Below are 23,263 nucleotides of genomic sequence, written 5' to 3'. Positions count from 1 at the left end.
GAGCTTTGCTGGTCTTCTCCCCTTTTTAAGGGGGAGCTAGAGGGGGGTTATTAATCATGCACCGTTGCTCCATATGATGTATTGAGAGTTAGAGGGAGTTATTAACCACACGCCCTTGCTCAAAATAATAAATATAATCAGCTAGCTTTTGGGTTTGCTGCGCGGAATGAGACACCATCACTATGGTGTAGTGCTGGGCTAATTCGCTAATTAACGATTCGATTTGTTCTGTGGTTTTAGGATCTAGCGAAGCGGTTGGTTCATCTAGTAATAATATTTCGGGCTCTAGAGCGAGAGTGCGAGCAAGGCAAAGTCGCTGTTGTTGCCCGCCAGAAAGTGACTGGGCTGGCTTATCTAATCTGTCTTTTACTTCGTCCCATAATGTCGTTTGGCTAAGTGCAGTTGAGAGTTTATTCTGCGCTACTTTCCCTGTCATACCACTTACAACTTTAAGCGGCAGCAAAATATTGTCTGCGATTGTGCCCGGTAAAAGTTGTGGATGTTGAAATACCATACCTACTTTTTGTCGTAATGTTGGTAGTTGTTGTGATTTTAAAGTATGTACAGCTTCTAAGTTGCCATCAATAGTTAACTCGATTTTGCCTTGAGTGTAACAATCGGCAAAACAATCATTAAGGCGATTGATGGCGCGGAGAAAGGTCGTTTTTCCTGAACCAGATGGCCCGGTAAGTACATGCACTCTATTTTTGTAAAGGTTCATACTGACATCAGAAATCACAGTCTGAGAGCCAAATGTTATGGTGAGGTTGGCTATTTTCCCTGTCACTCGATGGGCGTGCTGTAATGGTCTCATATTAGTGTTTCCGTAAAGAGTTACGCTGTAACAGTGTGGCTGAGGTGAAAATGGTAGCGGTGAGGCATAGCAAGGTTAATGCGGCTCCAAAAGCCATTTGTAACTCAGTGTCATTTTGATATTGGGCGCTGAAATAGAAAATTGTGAAAGGCAGAGCCTCATAGCGTTCGAATAACCCTCCGGGTAATCCTGCATTGGCGACTGCGCCTGTCAGCATAATGACCGCTGTATCTTCAGCGGCACGCCCCATTGCTAACATGATGCCGCCAATAATACCTTTTACCGCTTGAGGCAATAGTACGCAGCGTAATGTTTTCCAGCGTGACATGCCGAGCGATAGTGCTGTGATTTCTAATGAATGAGGCAAGGCGAGTAAAGCAGTGCGAGTAGCGACAGCTAAGTACGGAATGATTAACATCGCAAGGCACAGTGCTGATAACAGTAAGCAAGTATTGGCGGTTGGTAATAGCCAGCTTCGCAGAAACAGGATCAGGGTAAAGCCGAAAAGCCCCATTAAAATAGAAGGGATCCCTGCCAGAATATCGATACCAAGTGCAACTAGGTATTTGAATCGTGATTGCGAACGACTGGCTAGCCAAATACCAGTGGCAATGCCGGGCAATAACGCAAGTGCGGTGGCGCAAAACACGACTGTGAGGGTGCCTACACATGCTGGCCATATCCCATCCCAGATCGGTTCTAACCCTAGAAGGGCATTGAGGGGATCACTGTCACCAAAAAAGAGGGAAAGACTAAGTGCTGGGGCGCCACGACTAATAATAAAACCGACCAATAAACCCAAACATAATACCAATCCTACCGTACAGGTAAGACACCACAGGTGAAATAGTCGTGCTTTCATACAGCGTCCTCTTTGGTTGAGGTTAACTGCGCGTGTTCCATTTTTCTTATTAACAACGTCACAGCCACACTCATGGCGAGTAATATAAATCCCGCTGCGAATAATGAATTGTACTCAGCGCTACCATTCTCGGTCGCTAATACTAAGCCAATGTGAGCCGTTAAAGTGCGGACAGAATCAAATACACTACTGGTTAGTTGTGGGGCGTTGCCTGCTAACATAAGAGGCAAAAGTGTGTCGCCAATGGCCCGACTAAAACCAAGTAACATCGCAGAAACCATGGCTTTTTGGGCATGAGGAAAGATTAGGTAAACCAGGGTTTGGCTCTCGGTAAAACCTGTTGCGACAGATGCAAGGTGTATTTGTTTAGCTAATGGCCGACAGTGAGTATCGAGCATCATCACCATCACGGGCAAGATCAACACCACCACTATGAGTGTGGCGGCGAGCAGGCAAAAGCCTGAGCCACTGCGGAAGGTTTCTCGTAGTAGTGGAACGAGTAAAAACACGGCAGCGATGCCATAAACCACAGTGGGTATACCTGCCATTAAGCGGATCAGGCTTCTTATCCACGCGGCAGGTTTGTGGTAGCGTTCGAGTAAGCAAAAACCGCTGATTCCGATTGCAATAGGAAAGGCGATGATAAGCGCAAGCAGACCAATTAGCCCTGAGCTCGTAATCATGGTGAGTATGCCGTAGTGCCCTTGCTCTGGTTGCCAGAGCAGGGTGAGTACTGGTGCCTCAGTATTAAAAAATACGGGAAGGGCGAACCACAATAAAAAGCCAAATAGCAATATCATGAGAGCGCATACAACTGAAACGAATGTAAGTAATACACGCTCTGTGGTGATCGAAGAAACCATTAAATAACCAAATATCTATCTGAATATGGCTAGTTATTGCTGGTTTAGTGGTATATAACCCGATGCTCGAATATATTCAGCGCCTTGCGGGCTGTATATGTAATCAATGAACTCACGTACTAATCCTTGAGGTTGTCCTTTGGTGTTCATGTACAGTTTGCGTACCACTGGGTATTTTCCTGATGCGCAAGCTTCATTCGTTGGGTGCACATTATCTAATGCAGGTGCCTTTACGGTGTCATCAATATAACCAACACTGCTATAACCAATGGCGCCTGGGTCACGTGCGATAGCTGTTTTCATCGCACCGTTTGAAGGGACCACATTAGCGAAGTTTGCCATTGGTGACTCATGAAGTAGTTTCTTAACGAACACGGCACGCGTACCGCTGGCTTCATCACGGGTGAATAGGTTGATCATACGATCCTCACCACCTAGCGCTTTCCAGTTTGTTAGCTTGCCTGCGTAAATGTCAGCAACTTGTTGTTCGGTTAGCCCCTGAATAGGATTAGAAGGGTTTACGATCACGGCTACACCATCAATTGCAAATGGGAAAGAAATCAGTCCGTGCTTGGCTTCATTGGGTTTAAGTGCCCGTCCAGTGTTGCCAATTTCTACCAAGCCTTTAGCCACTTGTTGCGCGCCAACACCTGAACCGCCACCAGCAATCGTGATACGAATATCGTGGTTTGCTTTCATGACTGATTTAGCGGCTTTTTTCATTACTGGAATATGCGCGGTGCCGCCGGCAATATTGATTGAGCCAGAAAGCCCTTCAAATCTATCGAGATCTGTTGCCATGGCTGCAGCAGGAATACAACAAAGGCCGCAGAGTAGCAGTTTGGCTAAACCTGATTTGATTCGCATAAAATATCCTTATTAATAAAACGCAAGAGTAGAGACGGAAGAGCCGCTGTAAAAGACTGATTTCGAGATGAGAGATTACGCCTGCTAGTTATGTTATACAAATAAATGACAAGTAAGATGTGATATTAACCTATGATTTTAATCACAATTTATAAAAGTGAGTTGTTTGATAGTAGGTGCAGGATATGAATGGGAAGCGATAAGTCGTAGCTAAATAAACACAGCTGTTGGTACGAGCTGATATTATTTGACTTAACGTATTGATAACTTCTGTTTTTCAGTTATTTATGTATGGCTATCAGATTTATGGCTTTTTAACATGATAAAATGCGTCTTTTAAATGCCAGTGTGTGCGAAGTAGGACATGGCAGTTACGTATCGAATCTGTGGGGCAAATAAATGAGTAGTGAGCATTTTAAAGGGAAATATGAAGTTGAGCTCAAATATCGCGTGCATTCAAAAGTAGCGTTTCTTAAAACACTAACCGCAATGTCTCATCAGGTTATGCTCGAAGATAATCTTGAATCGGATTGTTACTTTGATACCCCAGAGAGAGCATTAACGTCGCAAAATAAAAGTGTGTGTATTCGTACAATGGAGCCCTCGGGGATCAAACTTTGGATAGTAAAAGGCCCTGAGCCTGATCGCTGTGAAGCTACCAATATTACCGATGCTGAAAATGCAAAAAGCATGTTAGTTAATATGGGGTACGAAATAGTGCTGAAAGCCACTAAAACACGCAGCATTTACTTTGTTGGTGCCTATCACATCACGTTTGACTCGTTAGACGGTATCGGTGATTTTGCTGAGTTTGCAATTATGACTAACGATGAAACCCAACTTCCTCGCTTCAAAAAAGAGCTATTGTCACTTGCTGCACAGTTTGGATTATCTGAAGCCGATCTTGAATCCAGATCATACAAAACCATGCTGTTAGAGCAGAATTTGTAGTGTGTTTGTGTGAGGTGTTGTAGTTACGAATAAATATAAATTTATAAGGAAATAATAATGAGAAAGTTAAGTGGCTCGTGCCTTTGTAATAAGGTACAGATTGAAGTACCAGATGATTTTGAGTATATGGGGAACTGCCACTGCTCAGAGTGTCGCAAATTTACAGGTTCAGACTATTCATCGGTAGGTGGAATAAGCTCAGATAAGTTTCGTTTTATTGCTGGTGAAGAGTTTGTGACTATTTACCCTAAAAGCGCGGAGACAGAGCTCGCATTTTGCCGCTGTTGTGGTTCGAGTTTGTTTTCACATAAATTAAAAACACATAAGCATAATATTCGGTTGGGTATTTTGGATGATGTGCCGACGCATAAGCCAAGTTTTCATATTTTTACAGCGTCAAAAGCCCCTTGGAATGAGATCACCGATGATCTAAAGCAATTTGAAAAGGGGCCAGTAAAGTCATAGTTACAAATTAAACTCTAACTTTCCTGATTATGGTAAACAAGCGAATTTCATTCACGTTCATTGGGGGTATAAAACAACATGGAAAGGTTCAGCAGGTTGTCCGACAATACATCCGGGGCAATGGAAAGACTTTTTGTCCAAAGTGCCAAGTGGTGTCGGTGTGCTTGTTATACCTTAGTAATAGTATGTGGCTTTTTTTCTTCATCATGCGCTTTTGCCAGTGATGGAATTGTGAGTGAGTATGAGCAACTTTCTGTTTTGTATAATCAGCATTATCTTGCTGATGAGCCTGAACAAGCGATGGCGATAGCATTAGAGCAGTTAGATATGGATCCGAGTGATTCTGTGGCATTGTTGCGTTTTGCTTTATCGGTGCAAGGTTCATGCGACAAAGTTCAGCCATTCTTTAGTCAGTATGGTGCTAACAATGAATTTCAATTTGTTACAGAGCTTGCTAAGTTAGTGATTAAGAAAGAGTGCAATATCCAGCTTGATTAATTAATGGCTATTAAGTTGTAATCAAACACCCAGTAGGTCTTTACTGGGTGTTATTCTTTAGAATGCTGTGTGTTTGTTTAATGAGCTGACGCAATGACACAAGAATATGCAGATAAGATCATTGAGTTTATCGAACGAGATCCCGTGAGGGTGGCTGCGCTTGATTGTGTGTATCGGTTGGATTTACCGCAATGTTACATAGCTGCTGGTTTTGTTCGAAACTTGGTGTGGGATGCCTTGCACAATAAAGTAATAATGACGCCATTAAATGATGTGGACGTTATTTATTTTGATTCAAGCGAGAGCGATGTTAACGCTTATTTAATGTATGAACAGCAGTTGCAAGCAGCAATGCCAAACTTAAATTGGCAGGTGCGAAATCAAGCGCTCATGCATGAACGTAATGGTGATAGTCCATATAGCAATACACTTGACGCGATGAGTTATTGGCCTGAAAAAGAAACGGCGGTGGGTATTCGAAAAGTTGAAAACAATAGGTATGACTGTATTGCTGCTTTTGGGTTTGAGTCTCTTTTTAACTTGAATGTGACGCATAATCTGAAACGACCAATGGCGCTGTTTGAACAACGACTTTACAGTAAGGCTTGGCTGTCGCACTGGCCGTTATTGACGGTGTTACACGATGATTGATTTCACTTGTAGGCAAATATTTTCAATTAAGGTTAAATGCGATTTAGAAGTTTCTCTCCTGTGATGATAAATACCAACGGTCCCAGGGTTCGGCTGTTTTTTCATCGATAATGTTTTAAGCCCATAAGATTCTAGATAAGGTTTTAACGCTTTAGTATAAGGCATTATGGCTACAGTGGTTTTGAGGGTTTCGATACTGGCAAGTAGCGAATCGAGTTCGTAAGTGGCACGTTGGTCCAGTTGTTGGCGTTCACGTTCGTGTTGTTTTGGGATTGGATTGTCGACAATATGACTAAATTTCTTAGCATCATAAGTGACAGACAAAGAAGGATACTCGTGCAACATGGCATCAGTCACTGTTTTGTTTAGCAGTGGATGTTCAGGCCCTACGAAAAATGCATCAGTGGTTTGAAATAAAGGAATAAAAGTTACGTCACATTTGGCTGATAAGCCAACAATTTCATGGCCAATAAAAAACTCAATTTCCTCGTTGATTAACGAGTCCATTAAACAGAGATGGTTACCAAACTCGACATGGGTTGAGGCAAGTGGTGAGTGAGACAGGTGAGTATCTAATGCTTGTTTAACAAAAAGTGGCCACCAAGCATCACCTGTACCGATTTTTATTTTACCGTCTTGGTATTTCTTCCTTTCATCAATTCCTTGCATCATCAAATTATATTCGTGTTGCATCGCATTGCTATGACGATAAAGGATGCGTCCGTATTCGGTAAGTATCATGCCTTTTGAGGTACGCTCAAAGAGGTCGACATCTAAACTTTCTTCTAACTTTCGCAGGTTGTTGGTGATTGTGGGTTGGCTGAGCCCTGCCATTCTTGCGGCTGCGCTTATGCTTTTGCAACGGGCGACAAGTAAAAATTGTTGCAGTGATTTATCCATGTCTTTTCCTCTAAAAACTGCGAGTCATTTTGCACAATTTCACTTTCAAATCACAAATTTGAAATTAGGTTAGAGACAGAATAAAGGTATTTCATAGATCTAGATCACGAGAGAGGGTGTAGATATAGCTTTTATCTATAGCTTGTTGGTTTCTACCTATTTTTCCCACTAAAGCGAGTTTTTTACACTGGCGCACAAAATAACAAATGGAAGGGATAAACATGAAACCAAGTATTATTGCGCTTGCAGTTGCATCTTGTATCGGATTAGCTGGTTGTAATTGGCATTCGGATAGCCAGGAAAGTGTTAATACACCAACAGTGGCACCGAAACCTGAGGATAAACCCATTATTAAAGCAGATTTATTCTTACGTGGTTTGAATGGCGATTGGGGAACGGCTGAACATGCCAAACTGCAATATCTTGGTAATAATCAGTATGAAACGGTTCTTAGAGTCGCGCGCGGTAGTAACCAGTTTAAGATTGCTGATCCCGGTTGGCAGATTGAGTACACCCATTTTACTGAGCCGACTGAATTTGATGTAGCGCAGGATTACTATCCGAAACCCGAACTCAATGAAAATTGTATGAACGATGACTGTAATTCGGTGATTACGTTTAAAGAAAAAGGTTACTACAAGTTTTCAGTGAGTTTTGCTGATGAAAGCAGTGCAACTATGACAGTAACCAAAGCGACTCAAACAGAAGCTGAGAAATACTATGCGGACGCGATTATTGATCCTGCTATGGTACATAAAGGGCATTCTATAAAAGAGTCCAAGCCATTTGCGAATTTCGATGGTTCTCTAGATACCGTGGTTTTCTCAGTAAAAGATCCTAAAGCTAAATTGCGTGAATTTGGTATTTCGACAACCACTGAATTACGTGATGCGTTAGATCAAGGAGTGATCGTTAACGAACAGGCTGGTCCGCAAGTGGTCACTGGTGATGTTGCGTTTGATGCTTTATTTGCTATGAGCCTTAAAGAGCTAAGCCAGCTTTCGGTTTCAGAAATTAAAGACGGCAACTATAACTTTAACAAACCTATTAAAGCTGAAGTGTTCGAAACAGGGGCTAAATGGCATTACGTTTGGACTCGTGATTTGGCGTATGCTGCCGATCTTTCGTTGGCCTTAATGAACCCGACACGGGTGGAAAATGGTCTCAAATTCAAATTATCGGGTTTTCGAGATTCGACAAATAAGCAGTATGACGGTGAGCAAATAGTTCAAGATACAGGCACTGGTGGAAGCTGGCCGATCAGCACTGACCGTACAACATGGGCGCTAGGTGCTGAACGACTTCTTTCGGCGCTTCAAGGTGAAGAATATAATCAATTTGCAGAACGAGCTTATAATGCACTTAGTAATACTTTGGAGGCTGATCGGGTAGCAGCATTTGATCAAAAGTCTGGTTTATATGTTGGTGAACAATCCTTCCTTGATTGGCGCGATCAAACATACTCAACATGGACACCACAAGATGTAAACGCCATTGGTAGCAGTAAAGCTTTATCGACCAACGTTGTTCATTATCGAGCGATGCGTTTAGCCGCGAAATTGGCTGAGCAATTTGACTCAAAAAATGCCGTTAAATATGGTGAGTGGGCCAAACAGTTAAAAGCCGCTATTAATGATAAATTCTGGAACGATCAGCGTGGAATGTATGTTAGCTATCTATTTGATAATGGCCAAGACATAGCGATTGACAAATACGACATGTTGGGTGAATCGTTGGCGATTATCAGTGGCATTGCGAGTGTTGGGCAAGCTAAGAAAATCATGGCTAATTATCCTCACAGTGAATTTGGTGTGCCAGTGTACTTCCCGCAACAACCAGATGTGCCTGTATACCATAACCGGGCTATTTGGCCGTTTGTGACAGCATATAGTTTGCGTGCTGCTAAACACACTATGAACGTTGCAGCGGCGAATAACGCAGTACAATCTTTGGTTCGTGGAACGGCGACTAACTTATCTAATATGGAAAATCTTGAGTGGTTGTCTGGCAAATCATTCATTATCCATAGCGATCATGGGGCGGATGCTAGCCTTGATGGCCCGGTAATTAACTCACAGCGTCAACTGTGGTCTGTGGGAGGGTATTTGAACATGGTGGTTGAAACGATTTTTGGTATTCATACTGAAAGCGGTCAACTTGAGGTTAAACCCTTTATTACCGGTTGGATTCGCAATAACTTGTTCGCGCATTCACAGCAAATAACACTGAATAATTTTGATTACAAAGGAAAACAGTATTCGGTCACTATTGATCTACCGCCCGTAGATGATGATATGTCTGGTTATTACCCTGTTGATGATGTGAAGCTTGATGATAAAGGTAATTATCAAGTTACCTTAGGAGCAAAAGTGGGTAATGACAGTACAATAAAAGTGATTTCAGGCGTTAAACCTTATGCAATAAAAGATAGTCGGGTGTTCTCACCAAAAGAGCCAGCATTGACTGCAAAAGTGATTACGAATGAAGGCAATAAAGGCGTTGCGATTGATATTGCCAGCCAATATAAAATTAACCTATATCGTAACGGTAAGTTGATTGAGCAGGGTGTCGTTGCGCAGCAGTATACCGACATGTCGCAAGGCTTTGCGTGTTATGTAGCGGAAAGTATTAATGACCAAGGCTTCCGTTCGAATCCAAGCCAGCCAGTGTGTGTAGGTGATGAAATTCGCGTTAAATTAGTAGGTGAGTACCAAACGTTAAAACAGGGCGTGTCGACCGTTACTGTTAGTAAAGATAGCGGTACGGTAAAAGGGCTAAATACATTCGTTGTTCCTAAGACGGGCTCTTATCAAATGGCGGCTTGGTATAACAATAACCTTGGTCAACTTAATACGGGAATTACCAATACGGTTAAGCAGTTGGAAGTTCGCGATGATGCGGGTCAGCTTGTTGGTGCCGGTGTCCTGCAAATGGGGCATATTGGTGAAAATAATGGTATGCGTTATTCAACCCCTATTGAAGTGAAGCTAGAGCAGGGCAAGGTTTATCAACTTGCACTTAAAGATCATTTCAATATGAGTTACCTCAAATCAAATGAAACATACATTTATGCTGGTGGCGTCAAAGGTGTGAAGAATGAAGCAAATATTGCAGATATTCGTATTACAGCGCTTCAATAAATTGACAGTTTAAAGCGTATAACAAAGCCGCTGAGGTTCTTCAGCGGCTTTTTTTTTTACAAAATCGCTGATGTGATAGGGCTGCTACTGTGTTTGTGTTGCGTTGAAATAATGAGAATATTCGTTAAGCAAGCTTTTGAAAAGATTATCAATATTTCTTCAATGTTCGATATCAATCAAGGCATAAATTTAATCAAAAGGTATGATGTCTGCTGATTATAAGGCGCTGCGCGTGCCTTGAATGACGTACGAGATAGGAAGATGGAATTAAAAGTATTAGTCGATAACAACACAATAATTGACCGTTATTATCTAGGGGAGCCGGGGGTTTCATACTTAATTACTGACGGTGATACTAAGGTGTTATTCGACGTTGGGTATTCTGACATTTTCATTCAGAACGCCAAAAAGATGGGAGAAACCTTGCTGGATGTTGATCATGTGGTGATCTCTCATGGTCATAATGATCATACCGGTGGTCTTTTTCCACTGGCTAAACTGTTTGCAGAGGCGAGAGCTGAAGGTGAAGCGAGTCAAAATGCTGAGCTTTCACAAGTGCGTGAGCCAACTTTGATTGCCCATCCTGATGCGTTTGCTTATAAAGCTTTTGAGGGCGAAGAGATTGGTTCGGTGCTGGATGGAAAAAAGGTAAGTAAGTATTTTGCAACTCAGTTAAGCACTGAGCCTGTTTGGCTTACAGATCGCCTTGTCTTTTTAGGCGAGATTGAAAGAAGTAACGATTTTGAAAACCTAGATCCGATCGGTCAATGTGAGTGTGGCGATGAGATGCACGATGATTTTGTCAAAGACGACTCTGCATTAGCCTATAAATCTGCACAAGGCTTGGTAATTATTACTGGCTGCTCCCATGCGGGGATTTGTAACATCATTGAACATGCTAAAAAGGTTTGTGGTGATGACCGCATCGTTGATGTTATCGGTGGGTTTCATTTACTCGCTCCGAGTGAAGTACAGGCTCAGGGCACTCTAGACTACTTCAAGCACCAAGCGATCACGCAGATCCACCCATGCCATTGCACAAGTTTGGAGTACAAAATTAAGCTTGCAAATAACTCGGATGTTAAAGATGTTGGTGTAGGGTTAAATTTGCACTTTGCGTGATGCAATCTGAATAATATAAATGCTGTTTAGAGCCGATGTTAATTGTGGCTAAGAGTCTTATGTTGTTATTCAGCACAATATAAGGCTCGAATAAGGTTATTTGATATTGCTCACAATAAAAAGAAAAATCGGCGCATAAACACCATGTAATATTTCGCTTTATGACTTTCCATATGTATAAAGTGTCCGCTATCGCTTGTTATCAATCATCTGCTTTAGTTTCTGAATATAAGAAATCAAAATGAATCATCTATTGAAGCAAATAAACAAGTAGTTGTTGTAAAGTGATTTGTTAAATTAGAAGAATAGCAAGGCAGGCAAGTAATAAACATTCATGCTTTATTGAATAATTTTTCAAATGAAAGAGCTCAAGACTTTAATTTGGCACTGTAGCGAAAGAGAGCATGCCGACTAGGGTGTGACAAAGTTAGGAATGAATTGGATAGGGAGTGCCGAAATGTTGAAAACTTCAATTTTCGCTTCACAGTTTATGGAAAGCGCTTTTTGTGCGTGTAGATTTAAAACCGTGGTTGTAAAAAAACTTGTTATCGTTGGTATTTCTTTAATAGGTTTTAGTGCACAGGCAAAAGTCAGTGATGGGGGAAATACGGTCCCAACGGCATTAATCTTCAATGGGAAGCTGCAATCAATTGAATCTCGTATGCGGGATTATGATATCCCTGGTGTTAGTATCGCATTGATACAAAACAGACAAATATCGTGGGTGGCTAATTTCGGCTGGAAAGACATAGCAACCCAACAGGAAGTGACATCAGATACACTTTTTCAAGTCGCTTCTATTAGTAAACCTGTTACAGCTGTGGCAGCTTTAAAGCTTGTCGAGGAAGGAAAACTTAACCTCAACACACCAGCCAATGAATATCTACAAAGTTGGCAAATTCCAAAAAATGAACACAATGCTGCGTCACCTGTTTTGGTGAAACAGCTATTAAATCATACCGCAGGGTTAACAGTATCAGGCTTTGCTGGTTACGAGGTTGGTAAGCCTATTCCGTCAATTACCGAGGTGCTTGAAGGGGCTTCATTGTTTGGACGTTTATTGGGGCAAAATAACGCCAATTCACCCTCAGTCGAAGTGGCTAAGACTCCCGGTACTGATTTTGCCTATTCTGGTGGCGGTTATAGCGTATTGCAGCAGCTACTGGTAGACAAAGAACATACAGATTTTACTCATTTAATGCAGCAAAAAGTGCTGTCGCCATTAGGAATGCAGCAAAGTACTTTTCAGCAGCCAATAGATAATGTACGGGCAGATTTTGTCGCGACTGGATATATGGAAAATAACAAACCAGTGGCAGGGCATTACCATGTTTACCCTGAGCAAGCAGCGGCAGGGTTGTGGACCACAGCATCGGATCTCGCTAAGTTCGCCATTGATATTCAAAATGCACTCCATGACGACAGTGGTGTTGTATTATCTCAAGCATCAGCAAAGACAATGACGTCGCCAACAATTAATCAAGCCGTAGGGCTTGGCGTGTTTCTAATGGGAGCGAATATCGACGGACAAGGTTATTTTATGCATGACGGATGGAATAAAGGATTTTCATCAACCATGTTAGCGCATAAATCTGAAGGCTATGGCGTGATTATTTTGACTAATGCAAATAAACCTAACTTTAATAAAGAGCTAGTAATAGGCTTAATGCTTGAGTATGGCTGGCTAATAACAAGTTAATATGCTCTTCGCATTAGAAAGCAGTCGGCAAGAATTTATGAGTGTTTTTAGTATTAAAGCCTGTGGTCGATAATGTGTTGGGCGTGTTGTGCGTTATGCTGGAAAGGCGGATGTCTAATTGTGTTAGACATCCGCCTTTCCTTATCGAGCTGAGTCTCATATGATCATGGCTTCGAATCACATCTAGTAGTTTATTGAATATGTCTGATCGTATTACTCATTTTATCCCTGTTGGCGTGAGATACATGCTGCTCTCAGCATTGGCTTTTGCATTGATGTCTAGCTGTGTAAAGCTAGTGAGTACCTATGGTATTCCTGTTTTTGAAATTGTGGCGGCGAGGGCAATTGTGTCTCTCATTATCAGTTATGTAGATGTGAGACGTAAGAAGATTTCTATATGGGGTAATAATAAAAAACTACTCGTAGCACGAGGTGTCGCAGGCTCACTAGCTTTGGTTTGTGTGTATTACGCCGTAGCGACATTGCCTTTAGCTGAAGCGACAATTTTGCAATATTTGCACCCGGTGTTTACAGCTTTCTTAGCGCTATTTTTCCTACGAGAACGTGTTCAAAAATCGACAGCGATTTGTATTGCATTGAGCATCATGGGGTTGATGTTTATCGTCAGTCCAAGCTGGTCGGTTGAGAGTGCATCATCATTGCCTATGTTTAGCGTAGCTGTTGCACTTTGTGGTGCTTTTGGTAGTGCTGTCGCTTACGTGATAGTGAAAAAGCTGAGTAAAACAGAAGATAGCTCAGTGATCATTTTTTATTTCCCACTGATTGCTTTGCCTTTCTCTTTGCTTTTGTTGGGTGACAAATTTGTTATGCCAGATACTGAAGCATTGTTTTTGTTGTTATTCGTAGGGATCTTTACCCAGATTGGTCAAATTGGTTTGACTAAAGCAATGCAAACAGCAGCTGCTAGTAAAGCGACGGCGTATTCTTACGTACAAGTTGTATTTTCTATTATTCTGGGCGTGCTGGTCTTTAATGAAGTTCCTTCGTTCTGGACGATGGTGGGGGGAGCGATGATCATACTTGGGGCGCTAGTCAATGTGTTTGGTAGTATGAAGGCTAAGCCTGCGTCAACCAAAGCGAGCGCTTAACTGACTGGTTTTAGAGATTTAATTAGGGTGAAATAGGCGAGGGAGTGCCATGAAAATTAGCTTCAATATGGAAGATGCAAGCCAAGTCTTTGTTGGTGCGTTTGCGCTTGCTGTTCCTATTTCATTTTCAGAAGAGGCTTGGCGGTTAGGTGAGACGTTACCTATCCCTAACTTACTGATGCTCTTTATGTTGTCTGTGCTTTTCCTTAGTGTTTTTACGTATCAAAGCGTATTTCAAAAGAACGTGAGTCAGCGTCTGTTCGTGTTTTTATTCCGTATTGTTATTGCCTATCTAATGACAGCATTCGTGGTATTTTTAGTGTTGTTATGTATAGATAAGCTTCCTTTATTTGATGATCCCGTTACTTCAATTCGCCGAATAATTGTGATCACTATGCCAGCATCAATGGGAGCTATTATTGTTGATAGTTTTGATAAGGAATAATGGTCTCTAATATTTTGTGAGGGTTAGTTCGGAGGGATGTTATGAATATATCAATTGTTCAAATGGATGTGGTGTATAAAAACAAAGCGGAAAATATAGCTAAATTATCCAACATGCTTGAAGCTGCCGATAAGGTGGGTGAACTTGTGTTATTACCTGAGCTATTCTCAACGGGCTATATATTTAATAGTCCGGAAGAAATTCATGCGCTGTGTGAAGACTATACTAACAGCCTAACAATAACAGCCTTAACTCAATTGGCGTCAGCACATAATACAACAATAGTGGCTGGGGTTGCTGAAGTGGAAGATAACCAATATTTCAATTCTATCGCTGTCGTTGATAAGCATGGATTACAACATAAATATCGAAAAATAAGCCAAACCAATATAGACAGACAATACTTTTCTAGAGGCGATAGCTTGTTAACCTTTAAACACCATGGTTTGGTTTTTGGTGTGGCTGTGTGTTTTGACCTGTGGTTTCCTGAAATTATTCGACCATATGCGGAACTAGGGATAGATGTATTACTGCATCCTGCTAATTTTGGTGGCCCATATAGCTTACATGTGTCGCGTTCACGAGCAATTGAAAACAGCATGCACGTGGCGACCTGTAATCGCATAGGTAAAGACATAACAAAAGAGTTGTCAGCAGAATATTGCGGTAGTAGTCAACTATGCACACCTAATGGCGAGTATTTAGTACAATTTGCACAACATGAAGAATTAGTGACTGTTGATATCTTGGGTTCCCACATTGAAAATAAGAAAGTAATTGGTGTTGATTTGCTTTCTGAGATAAGAGCTATAACACAACAATTAAGAGTGTAATACAAAAATAATCCATAATAATCAAATGTTTTAATGCTATTTAGAAAATCAGTTTTTGATTAAATAAGCTTAAGTTAAATTTAAAATAATCCAAAATGCCTTAGGTGTTCGGTATAGGTGGATTTGCTGGTGAAAGTTATATTAATAACTATCTGGTAAGCTTTGATTTTTATGCATTTTGGTATAGGTTTTGTGTTATTGCCACACAATAATTTTTCAAAATATGAACCAAGAAGCTATCAAGGCAGGTCAAGCTGTCTATTCAAAAAAAGTTCTTTCTATCTATGATCTTTGGGTATTAGGTTTTTCTAATCATTATTTATGGAAGTGTCCTACGCGACTGATCAGCCAACAGTTTGTAGAGAAGGTGACCGATAACCACTTAGATGTTGGGGTAGGTACTGGGTATTACCTAAAGAAACATTTAACAACGGACACTAAGCGTATTGGCTTGGTGGATTTGAATGATAATAGCTTGGAATCAACGTCTAGAGCTATTCAACATTTAAACCCTGAAGTTTACTGCCGAAATGTCTTTGAACCCTTGTCGCTCAACTGTGAGAAGTTTGACTCTGTAAGCATTAATTACTTGCTGCATTGCTTGCCGGGTGATTTATCAGAAAAGAGTGCTGTTTTCATTAATTTGAAAGAGGTGATGAACGAAGGGGCTGTACTTTTTGGAAGCACGATTCTCGGTCAAGGCACACCGAAAAACGTTTTTGCGCAAAAGTTGATGGACTTTTATAACAAAAAAGGCATCTTTACTAACGAAAATGATGATCTTCAATCACTTGAAACGGCACTTAAGCAGCATTTTTCTAATGTGAAAATTCAGGTCGTTGGTTGTGTCGCTTTATTCTCTGGTATAAAAGCCTAGCCTATAAAATATTTATTACTTTTCATAATGGATAAACTTAAAAGCGTAATATCAACGTTGATATTACGCTTTTTTGTGACTGCTACTAATCAAGTCGCTCTATGACGGAGTGTTTTGAGATCTACTTCACTATAAAACTACAACAATGAAAATTGCAGGCGCTAATGACGTAAAATCCATTATTAAATAGATATTTAGCAAAGGGGGGCAATTGGCTTCGGTTAAAGTTTATTATCAACATCGTGATGGTGGCGATGAATTGGTAAACTTCGAAAGAGAGGTTAAATCTCATCGCGAGCTGTGCGAGATATTTGATAATTACCCATGGGAAAGTGAACTTATTTTATCTGAGCAACATGGAGAAGGTGGCGGCTTCTTTATTGTGCTTGGCGATGAAGACGACGTTTATGCGAGCTATCAGTTTGTACCTATGGAATTACATAATGGTTTATTAGACATTGATATCGTGGCAAAACCGGGTTTTATGAGGTTGTTGGGGCGTAAATCTTTTTCTACTGGTTTAGAAACAGTCACTCTAAAAGATGCTAAATACAAATTGAAAGAGCTATTTGAACACTCTGTGGAATCACTATATCGGAAATATACGAAATAGTACTAAAGAGTTAAAAGTTGTGTAATACAAGGAGAGAGATGTGAAGTGTCCGAAATGCCATTCAAACTTTGAGCAGTTACATACTGCATTGGGCGATGTTGAGCGTTGCACTGAGTGTAAAGGTTTATGGCTTGATGCCTATGAAGTTGAAGCGATGAAGCCGTTAGCAGATGAAATCGACTGTGGTGATGAAGCCGTCGGTAAAGCGTATAACGTGGTTGATCGTATTAGTTGCCCTGTATGCCCAAATAATAAATTGCTTCGATTGGTAGACCCTAAACAGCCGCATATTTGGTTTGAAAGCTGTCCGACATGTAAAGGACGTTTCTATGATGCTGGTGAGTTTAAAGATTTAGCAACGTTGGATTTATCGGATTTCTTTAAGAAATTTGGCCTGACAGAGCGGGTTTGATTGCAAATATGCACGGGGAACTGAGTTCCCCGTGTTCTTTATTATACGAATGTGATTACAGCATCATCACTTGTGCGACTAAGAGTAGAGAACCAAAACCTAGCAAGAAAATCACGATAGGTAATACGAACTTCACCCATTTGTTGAATGGAATATCGAGCATTTGTAGGGTGACAAGTACCAAACCAGTCGGTGCAAGGAAAAGCATCGCATATTGGCCCCAGTTGTAAGCCGAAACTACAATGTCACGTGGGATCATTACAGTATCTGCAAGCGGCGCCATAATAGGCATAGAAAGTACAGCCAAGCCAGATGACGATGGTACAACCAAGCCAAGCAAGAAGAAGATAAACATTTGGCTGACTGCAAACACGCTACCATGCATGCCTGAAACCAGCTCTGATGCCCAAGCCAGAATAGTGTCTGAAACCATGCCTTGTTCAAGGATGATATTCACTCCACGCGCCATACCGATAATAAGCGATACAGCAACCAGCTCTGATGCGCCTTGAGTGAACGCTTCAACCGCTTCTTTTTCTCTTAAGCCTGAGATAAAAATGATGATAATGGCAATTGTGAGGAAAGAGGCGGCCATTTGACCAAACCACCAACCTTGGGTTGATACACCCCAAATCATCATTGGGAAGGCAATAGTGAATAAACCTAAAATCACTTTACGGCGTAAGGTGAATGGGACTTTTTCGGTTAAGTCTTTACCTTTCAAGAAGCGTTCTCGGAAGGCTTCTCTATCTTCATAGGTGTATGAAAAAGAAGGATCTGCTTTGATTTTCTTGCAGTACCAATACAAGTAACCAATAACGGTAATGATACCGACAACTAGACCAAAGGTACGAACGCCAATCCCTTCAGTAAATGAAATCCCTGCTGCGTTGGAAGCGATAACCACACTAAATGGGTTAATGGTTGAGAATGCAGTGCCGATGGAGGCGGCAAGGAAGATAGCACCGACACAAACGATAGAGTCAAAGCCGAGTGTGAGGAAAATAGGTACAAGGATAGGGTAGAAGGCAACGGCCTCTTCTTCCAAGCCACAAGAGGTGCCACCAAGTGCCATTACCACACAAACAATGGCGACAAAGAGAAACTCTCGCCCTTTGGTTTTCTCCGATAAGGTTACTAACCCTGCATTAAATGCCCCAGTTTTGTTAATAACGCCAATCATGCCCCCCAAAATCAAAATAAAGACGATGATATCAGCGCCTTCAATGGTCCCTTCAACCATTGCAATCGCGATGTCACTGAGCCCTTTGGGTGATTGCGCTAGTTGTTCGTAAGTATCAGGGATCGCAATAGGCTTTTTGATCGTGCCATTCACAAATTGATCAATAGCAATATTGATATTGAGTTCGGATAGCGCCTCTTGGGTTGCTGGCACACTAGAGATAGTGCCGTGAGGATCTTCAACCAACAGCGTGCTTTGGCTTGCGTCGTAAGAGAGTTTTGAATACGAGCCTGCGGGCACAATCCAGGTTAACCCAATGGCAAGCAATGTAATGGCAAACAGAATTGTAAAGGCGGTTGGAAACTGAAAAGTTCGGGTTTTGACTTTGGTAAGCTGCATAGGAATTACCTCTAAGCCGTTAAAAGAAAAGATATAAATCAACTCAGGCTAATAAGGTAATGTGTTAGCAAGTGTAATAATGCAGGCTAGATCTCAAAGTGTGAAGAGTGATAATTTGAATTAAATCAAGATGATAATGAATGCTTATTCCTTGATTTGGCGTTTTGCTTAACAGGGATTATAAAAATAGCGATAATTACAGTATGGTGTTTTGTAAGTTGAGGGAGAGTATGTATAATGTGCGACACAATCTGTCGTACAGTCACTGATAATAGCCCTATCAAGTAAGTATAAAGGGCGATGTCTTATTGCTGCGGAGTACGACATTCGAGGTTAGTAGAGAGTACTGATGGCAAAGAGAACAAGCACTCAAGAGTCGATAGTGCTGGCTTTTGAGTTGTTAAAACGTATCCCAAGGTACCAAAAAGTCACCGCGTCGCAGCTTCGGGATCAGCTTGATGCTATTGGGATCAGGCGTGATATACGCACGATCCAGCGTAACTTGGAAATGCTTAGTGAGCATTTTCAAATTGATCGAGATGAACGAACAAAGCCTTATGGATATTCATGGGATAAGCAGGCAAAAGGGCTAACGATGCCGAATTTAAGTGCTCATGAAGCTTTGTTGCTACTCATGGCTGAAGCGCACTTGAAGAATTTACTGCCGAGTGAAGTGATGACCTCGTTAGACGGTTTTTTTACAGAAGCCAAACGTCAACTGATGCCGATGAGTGAATCAGTTAGAGAAAGAGATTGGTTAGATAAAGTCAGAGTCGTAAGTGATACTCAACCTCTATTAGCACCAAAGATTGATAATTCAGTTTTTCAATCGGTAAGTGAGGCTTTGTTTCAAGATCGTCTACTGCAAATCGAGTATCGAAATGCACGCCAACAATTAAGACAAGCACTTGTGATGCCTTTAGGTTTAGCGCAGCAGGGACCAAGGTTGTATTTAGTTTGTCGTTTCGATGGCTTTGAGAATGAACGCAGCCTAGCGGTTCACCGCATTGTTAAAGCAACAGTTTCATCGTTTAACTTTGAGCGTCCTGCGTCTTTTCAATTAAGTAAATACGATGCTGATGATCGCTTTGGTTTTGGTGAAGGTCAGTTATGTCAGCTTAAGTTTAATATTGCGAAAACGGCAGGTTATCACTTATTAGAAACTCCATTGGCTGAGGATCAGACCGTGGTGGAGAATGAAGATTATTACGTTATATCAGCAACTGTGATTAATTCTTTACGATTAACGCGTTGGTTAAATAGCTTTGGAGATGATGTATGGGATATTAGCTATTTAGAATAAATAGTTAATCTATCCATGCCATTTATTCAATAAGAATTAGCGATTAAAGCTTAATTACATTCTACTCACCGATTATTGGTGAGGGAATAAGTTCGAATAAAAATTAAAGTAAGGGGAATGTCATGCCACTACCATTTATTTTAGCTGGAGCCGCTGTAGCTGCGGCAAGTTACGGTGCAAAAAAAGGCTACGATGGTTACCAAGATAAAACATTAGCTAATGAAATTCTTGAGTCAGCAAAAAAAGATTACGAAAACGAGAAAGAAGTATTCGATGTTGCTAACGATCGTACCAATAGAAGTTTAACTAAGCTGGGTGAATCTCAATTAAAAGTAGGTCAAGACTTTAAAGAGTTTCGCACAATTGCTGAAAAGTTATTAGCGCAATTAGAGCTGTCGGGTTCTCACGATCTTAAGATTGATATCCCTCAGCATAAGTTGGATGAAATTGATGGCTTGGCATTGTCGGCGACTGAGTACTTAAGCAAAGTGGTTGCTGGCGGTATGGGTGGTGCGGCAGCAGCTTATGCCGTGTATGGCGGTGTTATGGCCTTAGCGGCGGCATCAACAGGTACACCTATTGCCGCGTTATCTGGTGCTGCAGCATACAATGCGGCGATGGCTGCAATTGGTGGCGGTTCACTCGCTGCTGGTGGTTTTGGCATGGCAGGCGGCGCAATGGTACTGGGTGGTGTTGTTGCTGCGCCAATCATTGCAGTAGCGGGCTGGGCATTTGCTTCACACGCTGAAGAAGCTTTGAACGATGCGCGTGAAACACGAATTGAAGTGGATGACGCAGTATCAAAAATGGTCAAAGGTAAAAAGCAGCTTAATAAAACGCGCTTATATGTAGATCAAATTTATACTGAAACTAACCGTGTTTATCAGATCTTTTTAACCTACTTTGACAGTTTGAAAATGATGGAACAATTGATTAATACGGGCGGTGACATTAAAGCGGTTGAAGATGAAGTGATTCGCATAATTCAAAATGGCTACCAAGTTGCTGCAATCCTTACTGACATCATTACAACACCATTGTTTAAGCCGAAATATGATGCAAACGGTGAAGTAGTGATTAATAAAGACAATGTTGTTGAAATCGAAACAGATAAAGATGGCATGCAAGTAATCAATGAATCAGCGATTAAAGCGTCTATGGCTAAGTCGCAAGAAGATTCACGTCAGTTTGCTTGATTTAGGAAGTGGCACTTGGGTGCCACTTTTTTGATATAGAGAATAATAACGATGACAGCAGTAACAGCAGCATCTAACGTAACTCGAGATTTTCACCTAAAAGAAGAATTGCACAATACTGTCGTGCAAAGTCTTGTAACGTCATTTGGTTTAGATTTTTTATTATTTGAAGATAAAAAAGGTGGCGACGTTGCCACTGTTCATAATGTACGTCAGCACCAACAAGGTGAAACAGACATTCACCTTGCACAGCATATAAAGCAAGAATATGCAGATCGCGGCGCCTATAAGCCAGTAAAGACAGATGAAAATGGCAATACGGTGTTTAATAGCCAGGGTAAAGCGGTAAAGGTCGATCGCTATCATTCTGATGCTGGCTATAAGCAAAGGGGGGCAGAAGATAAACAGAGCCACCAAAATGGTGATTTGTACGATGCTTATCGCGATCAAGCGATGACGCAAAACGAAAATCGCCAGCTTGACCATATCATCTCGTCTCATGAGGTGCATAATGATGCTGGACGTGTGTTAGCAGGGCTTGATGGTGTTGAATTAGCCAATCAAAGCTCAAACTTCCAATCGACGCACTCTTACGTTAACAACCTTAAGTCTGCGCATTCGATGGATGAGTTTTTAGGTGATGTGTTGCCACGAACAATCACATCGAAGAAAGAGAGCATCAGAGCGTATCAAGCAAAGTTGGCGGATATGCCAATGGATACCGCTCAACAGCGTCATGAAAAACGCAAAGTAGAAGATAAGGTTCGCAAAGAGCAAGAACACTTAGATGTACTGGAAAGTCTTGATCATGAAAAAATGCGAGAGGCTGATAACCATGCGCGTAAGCAGTATGATCAGCAAATTAATCAGCAGTATTACACTAGTAGTAAGTTTCTAAAGAGTACCGCTTATGCCTCTGTGAGTGCTGGCTTTAAAATGGGGATGCGCCAAGCGTTAGGGCTCATTTTTGCTGAAGTGTGGTTTGAACTTAAAGAGCATTTACCGTTTTTGTTTAATGAAGCGAAAGAGAACTTCACCTTGAAAGGTTTTCTTGCCCGTTTAAAGCAGCTCGCAACCGATATCTGGCAGCGTATTAAAGTGCGCTTTAAAGCGATTTTGGTTGAGTTCAAAGATGGCGCGATAGCCGGTGTACTTTCGAGCTTAACTACCACTGTAATGAACATTTTCTTCACCACTCAAAAGGCAATTGGGAAATTGCTGCGTGAGATGTGGTCTAGTCTGGTTTCTGCCGCTAAGCTGATTTTCTTTAATCCGAATAAACTCTCTGCTGGCGACTTGGTTCGTGAAGTCACACGCATTTTATCGACAGGCGTCGCCGTTGCGATGGGCGTCATCCTAAATCAGCATCTTGCTTCAATAATGACATTCCCATTTGGTAGCGAAATTGCCGCGTTTGTCAGTGCGATTGCGACAGGTTTAATGACGTTAGGCATTAGCTACTTTCTCGACCATAGTGCGCTGATGCAAAAAGTGTGGAACTTCTTAAATAAATTCAAAAGCCAAGCGAAGCAGACTCTTGAATACTTTCAGAAGGTTAATGCAGAGCTAGATCGGTATCTTTCAGAGTTAGCAGCCATTGAATTTAACTTAAACCCATGCGAATTACGGGCATTTAACGATAATTTAGCTGCAATGAATACAGAGTATGAAAAAGGCTTAGTCTTAAAGAAAGAGGTCGAACGAAGAAATATCGATTTACCTTTCGAGGCTGGCAACTTAAACAGTACTCGTGATTGGTTAGCCAGTTTATGAGTAGTGTGAAGCGAGCACCGTTTCCCTGTAATGGCTGCGGTAAATGTTGTGGCAATGTGCATTTGTCTGAGTTGACGAAAGCGCTAGACAGAGGTGACGGTACCTGCCGCTATCTCGACACGCATTCTAAGCAGTGCCAGATCTATGAACAGCGTCCTGAGATATGTCGGGTTGAGTTGCAATATCAACAAAATTATTCAGAGCAATATGAGTGGCAGGAGTTCGTTGATATGAATTTGGTTATTTGCCGCAGTTTACCCGAGCCACAAGGTTGGTCGTCATAATGAC

General features: G+C 41.4%; 23 protein-coding genes. 17 read left to right on the top strand and 6 right to left on the bottom strand.

What is annotated here, in order from left to right; translation table 11 throughout:
- Positions 1-88: 88 nt before the first annotated feature.
- The 4 genes from A3K86_RS03535 to A3K86_RS03520 all read right to left on the bottom strand — a co-directional run bounded on the left by A3K86_RS03535 (position 89) and on the right by A3K86_RS03520 (position 3,406).
- The gene (locus tag A3K86_RS03535; protein WP_068327771.1) at positions 89-814 is read right to left on the bottom strand and encodes a phosphate ABC transporter ATP-binding protein; all 726 of its coding nucleotides are present in this window, start codon (positions 812-814) and stop codon (positions 89-91) included.
- Between the two features lies 1 nt (position 815).
- Positions 816-1,676, bottom strand: coding sequence for a PstA family ABC transporter permease (locus tag A3K86_RS03530; protein ID WP_068327768.1), 861 nt, complete (start codon positions 1,674-1,676; stop codon positions 816-818).
- Positions 1,673-2,476: a PstC family ABC transporter permease gene (locus A3K86_RS03525; protein ID WP_232321899.1), complete on the bottom strand. Its 804-nt coding sequence runs from the start codon at positions 2,474-2,476 to the stop codon at positions 1,673-1,675. The genes A3K86_RS03530 and A3K86_RS03525 overlap by 4 nt, the downstream gene beginning before the upstream one ends.
- Before the next feature lie 96 nt (positions 2,477-2,572).
- Positions 2,573-3,406: a phosphate ABC transporter substrate-binding protein gene (locus A3K86_RS03520; RefSeq protein ID WP_068327762.1), complete on the bottom strand. Its 834-nt coding sequence runs from the start codon at positions 3,404-3,406 to the stop codon at positions 2,573-2,575.
- A 399-nt stretch (positions 3,407-3,805) separates the two neighbouring features.
- Here A3K86_RS03520 and cyaB point away from each other — a divergent pair, with 399 nt between their 5' ends.
- From cyaB to A3K86_RS03500, 4 genes are all read left to right on the top strand, one after another.
- Positions 3,806-4,357, top strand: coding sequence for a class IV adenylate cyclase (cyaB, locus tag A3K86_RS03515; RefSeq protein WP_068327758.1), 552 nt, complete (start codon positions 3,806-3,808; stop codon positions 4,355-4,357).
- A 57-nt stretch (positions 4,358-4,414) separates the two neighbouring features.
- Positions 4,415-4,822, top strand: a complete 408-nt coding sequence (locus tag A3K86_RS03510) for a GFA family protein (protein ID WP_068327755.1) — start codon at positions 4,415-4,417, stop codon at positions 4,820-4,822.
- Between the two features lie 231 nt (positions 4,823-5,053).
- Positions 5,054-5,320: a hypothetical protein gene (locus tag A3K86_RS03505; RefSeq protein WP_068327752.1), complete on the top strand. Its 267-nt coding sequence runs from the start codon at positions 5,054-5,056 to the stop codon at positions 5,318-5,320.
- A gap of 93 nt (positions 5,321-5,413) precedes the next feature.
- Positions 5,414-5,971, top strand: a complete 558-nt coding sequence (locus A3K86_RS03500) for a nucleotidyltransferase family protein (RefSeq protein ID WP_068327749.1) — start codon at positions 5,414-5,416, stop codon at positions 5,969-5,971.
- Here A3K86_RS03500 and A3K86_RS03495 read toward each other — a convergent pair.
- Positions 5,957-6,871, bottom strand: a complete 915-nt coding sequence (locus A3K86_RS03495) for a LysR family transcriptional regulator (protein ID WP_068327748.1) — start codon at positions 6,869-6,871, stop codon at positions 5,957-5,959. The two genes, A3K86_RS03500 and A3K86_RS03495, sit on opposite strands and share 15 nt — an antisense overlap.
- A 221-nt stretch (positions 6,872-7,092) precedes the next feature.
- On the opposite strand from A3K86_RS03495, the gene A3K86_RS03490 reads away from it, so the two are divergent.
- From A3K86_RS03490 to A3K86_RS03450, 9 genes are all read left to right on the top strand, one after another.
- Entirely contained in the window at positions 7,093-10,011 is a 2,919-nt protein-coding gene (locus A3K86_RS03490; RefSeq protein ID WP_068327746.1) for an amylo-alpha-1,6-glucosidase, read from the top strand.
- Positions 10,012-10,272: 261 nt separating this feature from the next.
- A complete protein-coding gene (locus A3K86_RS03485; RefSeq protein ID WP_068327743.1) occupies positions 10,273-11,133 on the top strand; it encodes an MBL fold metallo-hydrolase in 861 nt (286 codons plus the stop codon).
- Positions 11,134-11,590: 457 nt separating this feature from the next.
- Entirely contained in the window at positions 11,591-12,832 is a 1,242-nt protein-coding gene (locus A3K86_RS03480; protein WP_068327740.1) for a serine hydrolase domain-containing protein, read from the top strand.
- A 200-nt stretch (positions 12,833-13,032) separates the two neighbouring features.
- Complete coding sequence (locus A3K86_RS03475) at positions 13,033-13,941, top strand: DMT family transporter (protein WP_084406497.1); 909 nt, start codon at positions 13,033-13,035, stop codon at positions 13,939-13,941.
- A 49-nt stretch (positions 13,942-13,990) separates the two neighbouring features.
- Complete coding sequence (locus A3K86_RS03470) at positions 13,991-14,386, top strand: DUF2391 family protein (protein WP_068327734.1); 396 nt, start codon at positions 13,991-13,993, stop codon at positions 14,384-14,386.
- Positions 14,387-14,427: 41 nt separating this feature from the next.
- Positions 14,428-15,219: a carbon-nitrogen hydrolase family protein gene (locus A3K86_RS03465; protein WP_068327731.1), complete on the top strand. Its 792-nt coding sequence runs from the start codon at positions 14,428-14,430 to the stop codon at positions 15,217-15,219.
- 223 nt (positions 15,220-15,442) lie between these two features.
- On the top strand, positions 15,443-16,096 hold the full coding sequence (locus A3K86_RS03460) for a class I SAM-dependent methyltransferase (protein ID WP_068327728.1): 654 nt from the start codon (positions 15,443-15,445) through the stop codon (positions 16,094-16,096).
- A gap of 211 nt (positions 16,097-16,307) precedes the next feature.
- Positions 16,308-16,709 carry a hypothetical protein gene (locus A3K86_RS03455; protein WP_068327724.1) on the top strand — a complete coding sequence of 134 codons (402 nt, stop codon included), beginning with the start codon at positions 16,308-16,310 and terminating at the stop codon, positions 16,707-16,709.
- Between the two features lie 40 nt (positions 16,710-16,749).
- Positions 16,750-17,121 (top strand): zf-TFIIB domain-containing protein, encoded by a 372-nt coding sequence (locus A3K86_RS03450; protein WP_068327721.1) that lies wholly within the window; start codon positions 16,750-16,752, stop codon positions 17,119-17,121.
- 55 nt (positions 17,122-17,176) lie between these two features.
- On the opposite strand, the gene A3K86_RS03445 is transcribed toward A3K86_RS03450, so the two are convergent.
- The gene (locus A3K86_RS03445) at positions 17,177-18,703 is read right to left on the bottom strand and encodes a YfcC family protein (protein WP_068327718.1); all 1,527 of its coding nucleotides are present in this window, start codon (positions 18,701-18,703) and stop codon (positions 17,177-17,179) included.
- A gap of 349 nt (positions 18,704-19,052) precedes the next feature.
- Here A3K86_RS03445 and A3K86_RS03440 point away from each other — a divergent pair, with 349 nt between their 5' ends.
- The 4 genes from A3K86_RS03440 (at position 19,053) to A3K86_RS22440 (ending at position 23,259) form a co-directional block, all read left to right on the top strand.
- Positions 19,053-20,006, top strand: coding sequence for a helix-turn-helix transcriptional regulator (locus tag A3K86_RS03440; protein WP_068327715.1), 954 nt, complete (start codon positions 19,053-19,055; stop codon positions 20,004-20,006).
- A gap of 122 nt (positions 20,007-20,128) precedes the next feature.
- Complete coding sequence (locus A3K86_RS03435; protein WP_068327713.1) at positions 20,129-21,202, top strand: chemotaxis protein; 1,074 nt, start codon at positions 20,129-20,131, stop codon at positions 21,200-21,202.
- A gap of 51 nt (positions 21,203-21,253) precedes the next feature.
- Positions 21,254-22,975: an ATPase gene (locus A3K86_RS03430; protein ID WP_068327710.1), complete on the top strand. Its 1,722-nt coding sequence runs from the start codon at positions 21,254-21,256 to the stop codon at positions 22,973-22,975.
- Positions 22,972-23,259, top strand: a complete 288-nt coding sequence (locus A3K86_RS22440; protein ID WP_084406496.1) for a YkgJ family cysteine cluster protein — start codon at positions 22,972-22,974, stop codon at positions 23,257-23,259. Before A3K86_RS03430 ends, A3K86_RS22440 begins: the two co-directional genes overlap by 4 nt.
- Positions 23,260-23,263 lie beyond the last annotated feature (4 nt).

The sequence above is a fragment of the Photobacterium jeanii genome, from assembly GCF_001650345.1.
Lineage (GTDB): Bacteria > Pseudomonadota > Gammaproteobacteria > Enterobacterales > Vibrionaceae > Photobacterium > Photobacterium jeanii.
The sequence above is the reverse complement of the archived record's forward strand: the minus strand, read 5'-3'. Positions and strand labels throughout refer to the sequence as shown.

Excerpts from the sequence above, each read along its gene's own strand:
- A3K86_RS03465 (WP_068327731.1), top strand. The coding sequence starts at position 14,428 with ATGAATATATCAATTGTTCAAATGGATGTGGTGTATAAAAACAAAGCG.
- A3K86_RS03520 (WP_068327762.1), bottom strand. The coding sequence starts at position 3,406 with ATGCGAATCAAATCAGGTTTAGCCAAACTGCTACTCTGCGGCCTTTGT.
- A3K86_RS03475 (WP_084406497.1), top strand. The coding sequence starts at position 13,033 with ATGTCTGATCGTATTACTCATTTTATCCCTGTTGGCGTGAGATACATG.
- A3K86_RS03445 (WP_068327718.1), bottom strand. The coding sequence starts at position 18,703 with ATGCAGCTTACCAAAGTCAAAACCCGAACTTTTCAGTTTCCAACCGCC.
- A3K86_RS03430 (WP_068327710.1), top strand. The coding sequence starts at position 21,254 with ATGACAGCAGTAACAGCAGCATCTAACGTAACTCGAGATTTTCACCTA.
- cyaB (WP_068327758.1), top strand. The coding sequence starts at position 3,806 with ATGAGTAGTGAGCATTTTAAAGGGAAATATGAAGTTGAGCTCAAATAT.
- A3K86_RS03485 (WP_068327743.1), top strand. The coding sequence starts at position 10,273 with ATGGAATTAAAAGTATTAGTCGATAACAACACAATAATTGACCGTTAT.
- A3K86_RS03535 (WP_068327771.1), bottom strand. The coding sequence starts at position 814 with ATGAGACCATTACAGCACGCCCATCGAGTGACAGGGAAAATAGCCAAC.
- A3K86_RS03510 (WP_068327755.1), top strand. The coding sequence starts at position 4,415 with ATGAGAAAGTTAAGTGGCTCGTGCCTTTGTAATAAGGTACAGATTGAA.
- A3K86_RS03490 (WP_068327746.1), top strand. The coding sequence starts at position 7,093 with ATGAAACCAAGTATTATTGCGCTTGCAGTTGCATCTTGTATCGGATTA.
- A3K86_RS03470 (WP_068327734.1), top strand. The coding sequence starts at position 13,991 with ATGAAAATTAGCTTCAATATGGAAGATGCAAGCCAAGTCTTTGTTGGT.
- A3K86_RS03495 (WP_068327748.1), bottom strand. The coding sequence starts at position 6,871 with ATGGATAAATCACTGCAACAATTTTTACTTGTCGCCCGTTGCAAAAGC.
- A3K86_RS03435 (WP_068327713.1), top strand. The coding sequence starts at position 20,129 with ATGCCACTACCATTTATTTTAGCTGGAGCCGCTGTAGCTGCGGCAAGT.
- A3K86_RS03530 (WP_068327768.1), bottom strand. The coding sequence starts at position 1,676 with ATGAAAGCACGACTATTTCACCTGTGGTGTCTTACCTGTACGGTAGGA.
- A3K86_RS22440 (WP_084406496.1), top strand. The coding sequence starts at position 22,972 with ATGAGTAGTGTGAAGCGAGCACCGTTTCCCTGTAATGGCTGCGGTAAA.
- A3K86_RS03525 (WP_232321899.1), bottom strand. The coding sequence starts at position 2,476 with ATGATATTGCTATTTGGCTTTTTATTGTGGTTCGCCCTTCCCGTATTT.
- A3K86_RS03460 (WP_068327728.1), top strand. The coding sequence starts at position 15,443 with ATGAACCAAGAAGCTATCAAGGCAGGTCAAGCTGTCTATTCAAAAAAA.
- A3K86_RS03500 (WP_068327749.1), top strand. The coding sequence starts at position 5,414 with ATGACACAAGAATATGCAGATAAGATCATTGAGTTTATCGAACGAGAT.
- A3K86_RS03480 (WP_068327740.1), top strand. The coding sequence starts at position 11,591 with ATGTTGAAAACTTCAATTTTCGCTTCACAGTTTATGGAAAGCGCTTTT.
- A3K86_RS03440 (WP_068327715.1), top strand. The coding sequence starts at position 19,053 with ATGGCAAAGAGAACAAGCACTCAAGAGTCGATAGTGCTGGCTTTTGAG.